This is a genomic window from Actinophytocola sp., assembly GCF_036378875.1.
Taxonomy (GTDB): Bacteria; Actinomycetota; Actinomycetes; order Mycobacteriales; family Pseudonocardiaceae; genus Actinophytocola.
The window spans coordinates 26,438-39,179 of record NZ_DASUVO010000013.1; the positions used below are offsets into that span (position 1 = coordinate 26,438).

Sequence of the window (12,742 nt, forward strand, 5' to 3'; positions counted from 1 at the left end):
TCGAGCGGGGGCAAGGGGCACCCCTTGGGACATCGCGAGTCGTGTCGGGTTCCTAACCGTCCTCTTCCAGGGTGCGCTTGGCGATGGCGAAGGCCGTGTTCCCCGCCGGGGCGCCCGCGTACACCGCCGTGTGCAGGAGGATCTCCGCGATCTCCGCCTCCGACAGGCCGTTGCGGCGAGCGGCGCGGATGTGCATGGCCAGCTCGTCGTGTGCGCGCAACGCGGTCAGGGCCGCCAGTGTCACCGCGCTGCGGGTGCGGCGGTCCAGTCCGGGCCGTGACCACACCGAGCCCCAGGCGCCCTCGGTGATGTACTCCTGGAACGGCCGCGTGAACTCGGTGGTCCCCGCCACCGCCCTGTCCACGTGTGCGTCGCCGAGCACGGCTCGGCGTACGGACATGCCGAGTGCGCGGCGGTCCGGGCGCAGGTGGTCGATGATCAAGCCGGTGAACGCCGCGGGCTGCTCGACGTTGCCCAGGTGCGCCGCGCCGGGCACGACCGCGAGCCGCGCACCCGGTACGGCGTCGGCGATTCGCTGGCCGTGCTCGGGTGGGGTGGCCGGGTCGTCGGCGCCCGCGATCACCAGCGTCGGCGCGGTGACCGTCGGCAGGTCATCCACAATGGACATCTGCTCGATGGCCGTGCAGCACGAGGCGTAGCCCTCCGGTGAGTGGCCGGCCACCATCTCCCGCAGCCACGTCACGGTTTCGGGATGCGCCTCGGCGAACGCAGGGGTCACCCACCGGCTCACCACCGGCTCCGCCAGCGCGCCCATCCCCTTCGTGCGTGCCGTCTCCGCCCGTTCCCGCCACATCGACGCCGGGCCGAGCGTCGCCGACGTGCAGCACAGCACGAGCCGTTCCAGGCGGTCGGGCGCGTGCTCGGCCAGCCACATCCCGACCATGCCGCCGAGCGACAGGCCGACCCACGACACCCGCCGCAGCTCCAGCCGGTCCAGCAGTCCGAGCGCGTCGGCGGCCAGCTCCTCGAGGGCGTACGGCCCGTCCGGTGCCGGGGAGGCGCCGTGCCCGCGGTGGTCGTAGCGGATCACCCGGAACCCCGCCGCCGTCAGCGGCTCGACCTGCGGCTCCCACATGCGCAGGTCGCTGCCCAGCGAACCGGACAGCACCACCGGCGTCCCGTCCGCCGGGCCGCTCACCTCGTAGTGCACGGCGATCGTCATGTCAGCCCTGCCATCAGGTCCGTCTCGGTGATGCCCGGGCCCTGACCGTCCCGGAGGAACCACTCGACGCCGAACGCGAACTGGAACGCGTCGTCGGGCAGGGCGAGGAAGAACGACTGCTCGCTGATCTGGCTCGCGTGGGCCCGCATGGCCTTCCGCTTGTGCTGGAGGTACGCGCTGACGTCCACGGCACAGGTGATCTCCGACTGCGGTGTGCCGAAGTTGTCCGGCAGTTCCGGCGCCTCGAGGTCGCTCCGCGCGGCGCGGCTGGCCAGCACGAGGTCACGGTTCATCGTGCCCTGGTAGACCCGCTGAGTGCCGACCAGTTCGGCGGCCCGCATGCCGACGCGGTGCACCTGGATGTGGTCGGGGTGGCCGTATCCGCCGTGGTCGTCGTACACCGTCAGCACGTCCGCCTTCTCCTCACGAAGGATGACCGCGAGCCGCTCGGCCGCTTCCTCGACGTCGGCGGTCCAGAACGTGCCGGGCGCGGTGTTCGTCGGCTCGCCCATCATCCCGGAGTCGGTATAACCGAGGAACTCCACGCGGTCCACGCCCAGGATGTCCGCCGAAGCCTGGGTCTCGGCCACGCGGCGTTGCCACAGCTGTTCGCCCTCGTCGAGGAAGCCGTCCGGCACCTCGCCCAGCTCGCCTCGCGTGGCGACCACCAGGACGACCCGGTGGCCGTCCTCGTGTGCTTTGCGCATGACGCCGCCGCAGCCGATGCACTCGTCGTCGGGGTGGGCGTGGAAGGAGACCAGTGTTGCCATGCCAACGAAACTACGCGAGAACGCTGGTGTCAGGATCTAGCCGTGACCAACCAAACCATTGCCGCGGAAGTCGTCTACTGCGAGGGCTGGGACCCCGAAGCGGCCTCGGTCGTGCGCCCGTTGCCGGAGGCCGTGGCACGGGAGCGGGACGCGGCGGGCGAGCAGTACGCCGTGGTGCTGTTCGAACAGGACCGGCCGCTGGCGCTCATCGAGGTGTGCTGGCAGGCCCACCACGCGGCCGCGTGGCTGTTCGATGCCGAGGGCCGGCGCGACCGGATGCTGGAGCTGCGCCGGTTCCCCACCGCAGACGGTGTCGGCATGCTGGTGCTGCGGTTCGCCGAGCAGTGGGCCTACCGCGAGTCGCACGGGGAGTTCGACGCGGGCGTGCCGACCCGTGCCGTCGAGTACGACCTGGACGGTGACCGGCACGAGTGGGACACCGACTGGCCGGAGGACGACTCCGTCGAGCCGCTGGAGATCGCGAAGACGTCCCGCCCGATGCCGCGCTTCGGCGACTGGGCGACGTTCGCGTACCTGGACGAGCTGCTGCCGTCCTTGGTCCGCAAGACGGTGCGCGAGGTGGCCGAGCCAGGCCCGGCCCCGGCCGAGCTGCCGTGGCACCCGCCGCGACCCATGCGGGCGAAGGCGCTGGACGAGACCTTTGTGGACGGCGCGCGGTTCCGGCTCGACGACGAGCGCGAGGTGACGGTCGAGGTCTCCGAGGGCGGCCGGCTGTGGCTGCCGAGCGGCCAGCTGATCGCGGCGGCCCCGGACCCGTGGATGCAGGACCAGGAGCCGTATGTGGACACCGTGGAGCCGGGCGAGTACCCGCTGCTCGTCTCGGTGATCCGCTTCGCGGGCGACGCCGACCACCCCCGCGTCGCCGCCGCCAGGCTGGTGATCTCCGACGAGCCGACGACCCGCTGGGAGCCGGCCCTCCGCACGGGCGAGGACATCCGCATGCTGGGCGACGACAGCTACTTCTCGGTCGGCGTGGACGGCGGCTACCTGGCTCTCGTCGACGCGGAGGTCGCGGACGCGTACGAGGACACGATCGAGGACACCTACGACGACATGACCGGCCATGTCGTCGACATCCCGGAACCCGACTCTGGTGCCAATCTGCTGGCCGTGGAGACCGGCTTCGGCGACGGCAGCTACCCGGTGTGGGTGGGCCGCACCGACTCCGGCGCGGTGACCGGCTTCGTGTTCGACTTCATGATCCTGCGCTACGCGAGTCCCGTGAGCTGACTTCTTCGCAGCCCGGCAGTTCCGTGCCCACTGCTTCGCTGGGGGTCGGGTGCTGCCGGGCCTCCGCGGGGCGCGGCAGTGTCTCCGGGGCCGGGATCCAGGCGAGCGCGGCCACCAGGCACAGGGCGCCCGTCACCGCGAAGGACGTCGCGTACGACAGGTTGTCCGCCATCAGGCCGGCCGCGATGGGACCCAGGACCGCGCCGATGTCGGCGGCCATCTGGAAGGTCGCCAGCACCGGGCCGCCTCGGCCGCGGAGGCCGATCACGTCGGCGACCGTTGCCTGCAGGGGCGGTGACAGCATGCCGGCGCCCAAGCCGGCGATCACCGTGGCCACCATGAACATCGGGACGTCGTCAGTGAAGCCGACCCACACGGTCCCCGCTCCCGACACCACCAGGCCGATCAGGATCGTGGGTTTGCGGCCCCAGGTGTCGGCGAGCCGGCCCGACACCATCAGCATCGCCACGTTGCCCGCCGCGAACACCGCCAGGGCCGTGCCCGCGAAGACACCGTCCCGGTTGAGGATCTCGACCACGAACAGCGGCACCAGGGACACGCGGACGCCGAACACGGCCCAGCCGTTCGCGAACGACGAGCCGAGCGCGGCCACGTAGGAGCGGTGCCGCAGCGCCGCCCGCAGGGTGAAGTCCGTCGACGTCTCCGTCGCCGCGGCCGCCAGCGTCGAGTGCCGTAGGAACCACCACACGAACACCACCACGACCAGCAGCAACGCCGAGTACACCACGAACGGCGCACGCAGTGAGATGGCGAGCAGCCCGCCGCCGAAGAGTGGTCCCGCGACGCTGCCGGTCAGGAACCCGGTGCCCCACAACCCCGACGCGCGGCCCCGGAGTTCCGGCGGGGTCAGCCTGATCAGCAGCGCGATGGCCGACACGGTGAACATCGTCGACCCGATGCCGCCGATCGAGCGGAACACCAGCAACTGCCAGTAGCTCGCCGCGAACGCGCACAGACCGGTCGACACCGCGACGATCGTGATCCCGATCAGGTACACGCGCCGCTCGCCCAAGAGCGTCACCATCCGCCCGCTGGCCGGCGCGAACACCAGCCTGGCCACGGCGAACGCGCTCACCACCACGGACGCGGCGGTCACGCTGACGTCGAAGGTCCGTGCGAAGGTCGGCAACGCGGGCGCCACCAGCCCGAACCCGACCGCGATGATGAAGTTCGCCGCTACCAGTACCCACACTTCTCCCGGCAGGCGCGGCTTCGACACATCTCCACCCTGTCACGGATCACCGGAGTATCGGTCGAACTGTGAGAAAGGTCCGGAACGGCGGACCGTTCCGGACCATGAGTCACGTCAGCCGATGTCGCGCCGGCGGAAGCTCACCAGCCCGGCCGCGATCAGCGCGGCGGCGACCAGCGTCAGCCACAGCAGCGGCGTCGCGGTCAGCTCGGCGCCGGGCAGCCGAGGCGTGTGCGTGAACGGCGACAGGTCCATCGCCCACTGCGGCAGCTCGAAGATCGGGCCGAGCTGGCCGAGCAGCAGGAACACCACCAGCGCACCCCAGCCGGCCATGATCATCCCTGGGGCGAGGCCGAACACCAGCACCGTGATGCCGGTCAGCACCCACACCGACGGCAGGTGCACGAGCGCCGCCACCAACACCCGGCCGAACTCGGCCATGTCGCCACCCGCGGCGCCGTGCGCGAAGCCGGCGAACACGCCGACCGTCAGCATCAGCACCGTCGTGCCGCCCAGCGCGACCGCCACGTGGCTTGTCGCGAAGCGCAGGCGGCTGATCCGCGTCGCCAGGATCGGCTCGGCCCGCAGCGCGGTCTCCTCCAGCCGCAGCCGCATGGCCGCCGAGATTCCGTACGCCGACACGATCACGGCCAGAATCCCCATCTCCGCGGACAGGAACGCGTCGGTCAGCCCGCGCTCACCACCCAGCTTCATGATCATTTCGCGGGTCGCCTCGTTGTCGGCGAACTCGTCGACCTGCGAGGCGATGCTGCCCATCACCAGGCCACCGAGCGCCATGCCGACGGCCCAGCCCACCAGGCCGCCACGCTGCAGCCGCACCGCGAGCGCCAGCGGGGAGCGCAGCGACGGGCGTGCCGTCGCCCGGCCGGGTCGCTGTGCCAGCAGGCCGGCGCCGTGGTCGCGCCGCGCGACCAGCAGGTACGCCCCGACCGCCACCAGCGCCGCGAAGAACACCAGGTAGAGCAGCACCCACCAGCGGTCACCTGCGAACGGCCGGACCTGCTGAGCCCAGCCGATCGGCGACAGCCACGACAGCCAGGTCTCCTGGTCCGTGCCGGACGCGTCCCCGGCCGCCCGCAGCAGGTACGCCGCCGCGAGCACCGCCGCGGCCAGGCCGCGTGCGGTCCGCGCACCCTCGGTGACCTGTGCCGCCAGCGCGCCGACCGCGGCGAACGCGATCCCGGCGCCCGCCCACGACAGGCCGAACGCGAACGCGCCGGACGCCGGCAGCCCGGTCCCGGCCAGGCTCACCGCGGTCAGCAACGCCAGCACGATCGAGATGCCGGTCGACAGCAGCAGAGCCGCGGTCAGCGGTGCGTACCGGCCGACGACCGTCGCGCCGAGCAGTTCGGCCCGCCCGGCCTCCTCTTCGGCGCGGGTGTGCCGCACCACCGTGAAGATCGCGACCAGCGCGACGAGCGCCGCGCCCATCGCGCCCAGCTTGATCAACGAGACCGCGCCGAGCGAGGTCGGGTCGAACACGCGCCCGTACAGCGCGAGCGTCGCCGGGGTGTCGTTGACCGCTTTCGCGGCCCGCACCCGCGACTCGAGCGTGTTGTAGAGGTCCTGGGACGCGGACGACGAACCCGCCGCCATGATCACGAACAGCAGGATCCAGATGCTGGCGATGACCCGGTCCCGCCGGACCGCGAGGCGCAGCAACGCACCCGTGCCGGCGAACCCGTCACGCTGTCCGGTCGCGGCGACGTGCCCCGGCCGTTCGAGGGTCGCGGTCATTTCGCCACCGCCGCGTGCCGGCCGTTCGCGATGTCGGCCTCGTAGTGGCGGAGGAACAGTTCCTCGAGCGTCGGCGGCTGGCTGGTCAGGCTGCGCACGCCGACCTGCGTGAGCTGGCGCAGCACGGTGTCGAGCTCCTTGGTGTCGACGTCGAACTTCACGTGCGTGCCGTTGACCTGCAGATCGTGGACCCCGGGGTGGTTGGCCAGGCCGTTGGGCGCCGCGGCGAGGTCCGCGGAGATCGACGTGCGGGTCAGGTGCCGCAACTCGGCGAGGGTGCCGGTCTCGACCGTGCGCCCCAGCCGGATGATGCTCACCCGCTCGCACAGCGACTCGACCTCGGCGAGGATGTGGCTCGACAGGAGCACGGTGCGGCCACGGTCGCGCTCCTCGGTGATGCAGTCCTGGAAGACGGCCTCCATCAGCGGGTCGAGACCCGAGGTCGGTTCGTCGAGGATCAGCAGCTCGACGTTCGACGCGAGCGCGGCGACCAGCGCGACCTTCTGCCGGTTGCCCTTCGAGTAGGTCCGGCCCTTCTTGGTCGGGTCGAGGTCGAACCGCTCGAGCAGGTCGGCGCGGCGCGCTTCGTCGAGGCCGCCCCGCAGCCGGCCGAGCAGGTCGATGACCTCGCCGCCGGAGAGGGTCGGCCACAGGGACACATCGCCTGGCACGTACGCGAGCCTGCGGTGCAGCTCGGTCGCGTCGGTCCAGGGATCGCCGCCGAGCAGGCGGATCTCGCCCGCGTCGGCGCGGAGTAGGCCAAGCAGCACCCGGATGGTGGTCGACTTGCCCGCCCCGTTAGGGCCGAGGAAGCCGTGCACCTCCCCGGTGCGCACCGTCAGATCGAGTCCGTCGAGCGCGCGTGTCTGGCCGAACGTCTTGACCAGGCCAGACACGGAGATTGCGGTTGTCATACTGAAGAACGTAGTGTTATTTCACAAAGTTGTGAAGTTAAGAAAACGTATAAATCTGATCGGGATCACACATCCGGAGGAGAAGATGCGGAAGGTGACCACCACTCCCGAGGAGCCCACCGCCGTCGAGCGGTTCGTGGAGCAGTTCGCCATGCTCCTGGCCGACGCGGGCATGCAGCGGATGCCGGCACGTGTGTTCGGCGCGCTGCTCGTGACCGACGCCGGCAAGCTGACCGCGGGCGAGGTGTCCGACATGCTCCGGGTGAGTCCTGCGGCCGTGTCGGGCGCGGTGCGCTACCTCATGCAGGTGGGCCTGATCGTGCGGCGGCGTGACCCCGGTGAGCGTCGGGACCACTACGAGGTGACCGACGACCTCTGGTACGAGGCGTACGCCAACCGGGACCCGCAGCTGAAGCAGTGGGCCGAGGTCATGGCCGTGGGGGTGGCGGCGGTCGGGGCCGACACCAAGGCTGGTTGGCGGCTGGAGACGAGCCGCCAGTTCTTCGAGTTCCTCCGTGCCGAGATTCCCGATCTTTTACGCAGATGGCGGGAGTACCAGCAGGATCCGCCCAGGTAGCGTGACCGTCGTGACGAACATCGTGACGCGACTCGCCGACGAGCTCCTCGATCTGTACTTCACGGCAAACCCGCTGTACGCGACGGTCCTCGGCATCTCCGGCCACGGACGTGGGCTCACTGACCACTCCCCGGCCGCGGAGGAACGGCTGAAGGCCGGTGTGCGGGACGTGGCGGACAGAATGACGGCCGTCGACCCGGCGGGCCTGTCCTCGGACGATGCCGTGACCAGGGCGGCCGTCATCCACCACGCCAGCGAGATCCTCGACGACCTGTACACGCGTCAGGTCGAGTTCACGATCAGCGACCTGTTCGTCGCACCGCACGCCGACCTGATCACCACCCTGCCGATGCTCCCGCTGACCACCCCCGAGAGCAGGGACGACTACCTGGCGCGGCTGCGGGACGTGCCGGCGTTCCTCGCCACGGTCGCCGACCGCCACCGCGCGGGCGCGGCGGCAGGCCGGGTGCCGGTCACCCGTCTGGTCGGCAAGGCCGTCGACCACCTGGACCGCTACCTCGCCGACGCGGCCAACGACCCGCTGGCCAGGCAGGAGGTGCCGGCGGAGTTCGCCGCCGCCCGGGAGGAGGTGCTGGCCTCGGTCGTGCGCCCGGCGTTCGCCGCCTACCGGGAAGCGCTCGCGGGTGAGCTGATCCAGCACGGCAGGCCGGACGACAAGGTGGGTGTGTGCTGGTTGCCGGACGGCGAGGAGATCTACCGCCGGCTCGCCCGCGTCCACACGACCACCGACCGCACCCCCGACGAACTGCACCAGACCGGTCTTGACGTCATCGCGGCACTCACCGACGAGTACGCGGAGATCGGCGCGCGGGTGTTCGGCACGTCCGACCGCGCCGAGATCTTCCACCGCATGACCAGCGACCCGGCCATGCGCTGGCGGGACGGCGAGGAGCTGCTTTCGTCCGCCCGGGACGCGGTGGCCCGTGCCGAGTCGGCGGTGTCCGGCTGGTTCGGCCGGCTGGCGTCGCACCAGTGCAAGATCGAGCCGGTCCCGGAGACCGACGCGCCAGGTGCGCCCGCCGCGTTCTACGTGTGGCCCTCACTGGACGGGCAGCGGCCGGGCATCTACTTCGCGAACACCGACCGCGCCGAGGAGCGCGACCGGTTCGTCTCGGAGGTGATGGCGTTCCACGAGGCCGTGCCCGGCCACCACTTCCAGATCACCATCGCGCAGGAGCTCGACCACCTGCCGCTGTTCCGCCGCGTGGTCATCCCGACCGCGTACGCCGAGGGATGGGGTCTGTACACCGAACGCCTCGCCGAGGAGATGGGCCTGTACTCGGGCGACGTGTACCGGCTCGGCATGCTGGCGATGGACTCGATGCGGGCGGGCCGGCTGGTCGTCGACACCGGCATGCACGCGAAGGGCTGGACCCGCGACCAGGCCATCGCCTACCTGCGGGAGAACACCCCGATGGCGGACGTCGAGATCGCCAACGAGATCGACAGGTACATCGCCTACCCGGGGCAGGCACTGTCGTACATGGTCGGCAGGCTGGAGATCCAGCGCATCAGGCGGGCGGCCGAGGCTTCACTCGGCGACCGCTTCGACATCCGCGCGTTCCACGACGTGGTCCTCGGCAACGGCGCGCTGCCGCTGGCCGTGCTGGACGAGGTCGTGAGTGACTGGACCGCTAGCCAAGCTTGACGGTCGACAGGATCTGCTGAGTCAGTGCGGCGTCCAGCGCCTTCGGGTCGGCGGGGCCGCCGGAGAGGTCGTTGACCACAACGACCATGGCAACACCCTTCGGCTGCCCTTCGTCCTGGACCTGCACGCCGATCAACGCGACCTCGCCGTCGACCGCCTGGCAGTTGGGGCTGGTCACGTTCTGCTTGACCTTGGCCGTCAGCTTCATGGCGGGCTTGCCGTCGACCTCGGCCTCGGTCGGCTCGGGGATGTCCACCTGCGCGTCCTCGCCGTAGCCCTTCTTCGCGAACGACGCCGCGAAGTCCTTCAGCGTTTTCGGCAGTTCCAGGTCCGTGCTTTCGCCGCCCTGAACATCTCCGCTGGCCAGGTAGGTGCGAATGTACGGTTTGCCTTCGCACTCGTAGGTGCCGTATTCCGCGCCGCCGGTGAACATGACGCCGAGGCCGCTGTCGTAGGTGGTTTCCGTCGTTTTCCAGTCCGGCGGCACCTCGTAGCGCAGCCCCGAGTTCTTGGTGTTGTCGATGGCGATCCAGTCGCTGCCACCCGTGCTCGGCGTGGTCGACGGTGAGGTCGACTCGGTCTTCGACGGGTCCGGCTTCGACGAGGTCGAGGTGGGGTCGTTCTGCGCGACCGGCTGGTCGCCCGGACGGTTGACCAGCACGATGGTCACGACCGCGCCGACGATGATCACGATGGCGATCAGGCTCAGGACCATCGGCAGCTTCGAACGCTTCGGCGGCGGCGGTGGCGGCCCGTAACCCGGTACGGGGAAGCCACTCGTCGGTGGGTACTGCTGCTGCGGGTACTGCTGCTGTTGTTGTTGGTACTGGGGGTACTGCCCGTAGCCGCCGCCGTAGGGGTCGGCGCCGTACGGCGTTGGGTCGTTGCCGTACTGGCTGCCGTACCCGTACGGATCGGCGCCCTGGTTGGCGTACGGGTCCGAGTTGTACGCGTTCGTCTGCGCGTCCGGGCCGAAGGGCTGGTTCTGGTTCCAGCCGCCGTCACCTGGCTGCCATCCGGTCACGGATCAGGACGATAGCCGGAACTCTGAGCTGACGGGCGAATTCGTTCCACGACGCTGCGCAATAACGCTGATCTTCGAGTGACGCCCGGACGGTTGGTGCACCCCCAGTAGTTGAGGGATTACAGCTCTGAGTAAAGTGCGGCTTCGCCTGATCGGCTTCTCTCCCATCCTGAGCCGGGTGGGAGTCGCGGGGCAGATTGTCGTTCGGACGAAAAGGAGTGTCATGGCCAGTCGGTTGAAGCTCGCCAGAGCCGGAGCTGCCGTCGCGGGTGCCTCGGTCGCGCTGATGTTGACGGCGGCGATCCCCGCTGGCGCGGAGTCGGCGACCGGCAACGTCGACCCCGATGGGTACGTGGATGGCTACAACGTCGACGTCGGCGACGGCAAGCTGGACAACATCGCCACGAATCTGATCACGCTCAAGCTCGACGACGGCACCAAGCTCCAGATGTACTGCGTCGAGATCGAGACGCGCATCAAGCCAGAGCAGGGCATGGTCGAGAAGCCGTGGGACTCCTATCCGAACGCGGCGTCGCCGTTCCACAAGAACCGCGACAAGATCAACTGGATCCTGCACCACAGCTTCCCGGTGGTTGGCCTCGAAGCGCTCAACAAGACGCTCTCCGACGCGGGTGTCCCGCTCAACGACGGTCTCGACACGAAGGAAGCCATCGCGGGGACCCAGGCCGCGGTCTGGCACTACAGCGACGGCAAGGACCTGAACGCGGCGAACCCGTTCCCGAAGGACGACAAGCCGAAGGCGGAAGCGGACGTCCTCGCCCTGTACAAGTACCTGACCGGCCCGGCCAACGTCGGCATCGGCGACCAGCCGACCCCGGCGCTCTCGATCTCGCCGACCGACCTGTCCGGCAAGGCCGGCGAGAAGATCGGCCCGTTCACCGTGACCACGACCGGTGACATCGAGAAGCTGACCACGAAGCTCCCCGAGGGCGTCAAGGTCGTCGACGCCCAGGGCAACGAGGTGACCGCGCAGGCGATCAAGAACGGCGCACAGCTGTTCCTGAGCGTTCCCGCCGGCACCAAGGAAGGTGCCGGCACCTTCGAACTGTCCGCGTCCGCGGCCCTGGACACCGGCCGGCTGTTCGTCGGTGAGGACTACGAGAACAAACCGACCCAGTCGCTGATCGTGGCGATCTCGGAGAAGACGGACATCGTCGCGTCCGCCGGTGCCAAGTGGGCCGAGGTGGTCGTGCCGCCCACCACCACGACCACGACCCCGCCGACGACGTCCACCACCCCGCCGACGACCACGGTCCCGGTCACCTCGACGACTCCGGTTCCGCAGCCGAAGAACACCGCTGGCGATCTGCCCAACACGGGTGCGTCGATCTTCGCCCCGATCGTGATCGGTGTGGTCCTCGTCGGTGCCGGCGTTGGTTCGCTGCTCTTCCTGCGGCGCCGCAAGCGCGCCTGACCGACCGACGCGTATCGTCCCCGAATGGTGGCCCGCCGATTCTTGGTGGGCCACCATTCGGACGTAGTAGGTTCGACGGAGTGACAATGACGCCGCCCGGATCGCGCAAGCCGATGATCGTAACCTGGCAGGGAACCGCCCGGACCAGCCTGGAACAGGTACGCCTGTCCGTCCGGGACGGCCGGTTGCGCGCGTCCGGACGCCTCGTCGTCGCCACGGGTTCGCCGTTCAGCGCCTCGTTCGAGTTCTCGGCCGCCCGATCGGGTGATGTGGGCCGTGGCCTGCTCAGGACCACCGCGGACACGGAACGCCAGATCTCGGTCCGTCGCACGGAGGACGGCATCTGGCTGATCGATCGCGGCGAGGGCGTCGAACGCAGCGAGTTCGAGGGCGCCACCGACGTCGACGTGGCCGGCTCGGTGACGTTCACCGCCCTGCCGATCCGCCGCCTCGGCCTGCACCGCAAGCCGGGCGAGGCCGAACTGTCGGTCCTGTACATCTCGACCCCGGACCTGACGGTCACCCGGGTCCGCCAGACCTACCGCACGGTCTCGATCAACGACCAGGGCGCGATCATCAACTACACGGACGCCCACCGCAGCGCCGACATCGTCGTGGACACCGACGGTCTCCCGGTCATGTACCCCGAGGTCGCGGCGCGCCTCTGAGTCAGCGCCTCGTTTCAGGGGGTGGCTCAGGGGGAATCCAGGGTTTTCAACGATGTCGTCGACACTTCGGCGCGGGATGGTGGAGCCATGACCACGTTGACCAGGCCCCAGAGCAAGAAGATGATCGCGGGCGTGTGCGCGGGGATCGCGCAACGCTACGGGTGGCGGACCAGCCGGGTGCGGCTGGTGTTCCTACTGTCCTGCCTGCTCCCGGGGCCGCAGTTCATCCTGTACATCATTTTGTGGTGGATGATGCCGAAGAGCTCCTACTAGCCTCGGC

General features: G+C 69.8%; 12 protein-coding genes. 6 read left to right on the plus strand and 6 right to left on the minus strand.

Annotated features, from left to right (window positions below; translation table 11 throughout):
• Positions 1-52: 52 nt before the first annotated feature.
• Together pcaDC and VF106_RS03635 are read right to left on the minus strand one after the other, a co-directional pair.
• Positions 53-1,183 (minus strand): bifunctional 3-oxoadipate enol-lactonase/4-carboxymuconolactone decarboxylase PcaDC, encoded by a 1,131-nt coding sequence (gene pcaDC, locus VF106_RS03630; RefSeq protein WP_524535846.1) that lies wholly within the window; start codon positions 1,181-1,183, stop codon positions 53-55.
• Positions 1,180-1,953: a PIG-L family deacetylase gene (locus tag VF106_RS03635; protein WP_330838102.1), complete on the minus strand. Its 774-nt coding sequence runs from the start codon at positions 1,951-1,953 to the stop codon at positions 1,180-1,182. The genes pcaDC and VF106_RS03635 overlap by 4 nt, the downstream gene beginning before the upstream one ends.
• A gap of 42 nt (positions 1,954-1,995) precedes the next feature.
• Between VF106_RS03635 and VF106_RS03640 the strand changes: the two genes are divergently transcribed.
• A complete protein-coding gene (locus VF106_RS03640; RefSeq protein WP_330838103.1) occupies positions 1,996-3,204 on the plus strand; it encodes a DUF4241 domain-containing protein in 1,209 nt (402 codons plus the stop codon).
• On the opposite strand, the gene VF106_RS03645 is transcribed toward VF106_RS03640, so the two are convergent.
• The 3 genes from VF106_RS03645 to VF106_RS03655 form a co-directional block, all read right to left on the minus strand.
• Positions 3,170-4,444 (minus strand): MFS transporter, encoded by a 1,275-nt coding sequence (locus VF106_RS03645; RefSeq protein WP_330838104.1) that lies wholly within the window; start codon positions 4,442-4,444, stop codon positions 3,170-3,172. The two genes, VF106_RS03640 and VF106_RS03645, sit on opposite strands and share 35 nt — an antisense overlap.
• Positions 4,445-4,531: 87 nt before the next feature.
• On the minus strand, positions 4,532-6,175 hold the full coding sequence (locus VF106_RS03650; protein ID WP_330838105.1) for an ABC transporter permease: 1,644 nt from the start codon (positions 6,173-6,175) through the stop codon (positions 4,532-4,534).
• Positions 6,172-7,089, minus strand: coding sequence for an ABC transporter ATP-binding protein (locus VF106_RS03655; protein WP_330838106.1), 918 nt, complete (start codon positions 7,087-7,089; stop codon positions 6,172-6,174). The genes VF106_RS03650 and VF106_RS03655 overlap by 4 nt, the downstream gene beginning before the upstream one ends.
• 85 nt (positions 7,090-7,174) lie before the next feature.
• On the opposite strand from VF106_RS03655, the gene VF106_RS03660 reads away from it, so the two are divergent.
• Together VF106_RS03660 and VF106_RS03665 are read left to right on the plus strand one after the other, a co-directional pair.
• On the plus strand, positions 7,175-7,666 hold the full coding sequence (locus VF106_RS03660) for a GbsR/MarR family transcriptional regulator (RefSeq protein WP_330838107.1): 492 nt from the start codon (positions 7,175-7,177) through the stop codon (positions 7,664-7,666).
• Between the two features lies 1 nt (position 7,667).
• Positions 7,668-9,335 (plus strand): DUF885 domain-containing protein, encoded by a 1,668-nt coding sequence (locus VF106_RS03665; protein WP_524535847.1) that lies wholly within the window; start codon positions 7,668-7,670, stop codon positions 9,333-9,335.
• Here the strand turns inward: VF106_RS03665 and VF106_RS03670 are convergent.
• The gene (locus VF106_RS03670; RefSeq protein ID WP_330838109.1) at positions 9,322-10,359 is read right to left on the minus strand and encodes a DUF8017 domain-containing protein; all 1,038 of its coding nucleotides are present in this window, start codon (positions 10,357-10,359) and stop codon (positions 9,322-9,324) included. The genes VF106_RS03665 and VF106_RS03670 overlap by 14 nt on opposite strands.
• A gap of 223 nt (positions 10,360-10,582) precedes the next feature.
• Here VF106_RS03670 and VF106_RS03675 point away from each other — a divergent pair, with 223 nt between their 5' ends.
• The 3 genes from VF106_RS03675 (at position 10,583) to VF106_RS03685 (ending at position 12,735) form a co-directional block, all read left to right on the plus strand.
• Positions 10,583-11,794, plus strand: coding sequence for a thioester domain-containing protein (locus VF106_RS03675; protein WP_330838110.1), 1,212 nt, complete (start codon positions 10,583-10,585; stop codon positions 11,792-11,794).
• 113 nt (positions 11,795-11,907) lie between these two features.
• Positions 11,908-12,462: a putative glycolipid-binding domain-containing protein gene (locus VF106_RS03680; RefSeq protein ID WP_330838111.1), complete on the plus strand. Its 555-nt coding sequence runs from the start codon at positions 11,908-11,910 to the stop codon at positions 12,460-12,462.
• Between the two features lie 87 nt (positions 12,463-12,549).
• Positions 12,550-12,735: a PspC domain-containing protein gene (locus tag VF106_RS03685; RefSeq protein WP_330838112.1), complete on the plus strand. Its 186-nt coding sequence runs from the start codon at positions 12,550-12,552 to the stop codon at positions 12,733-12,735.
• The last annotated feature ends 7 nt before the right edge of the window (positions 12,736-12,742 follow it).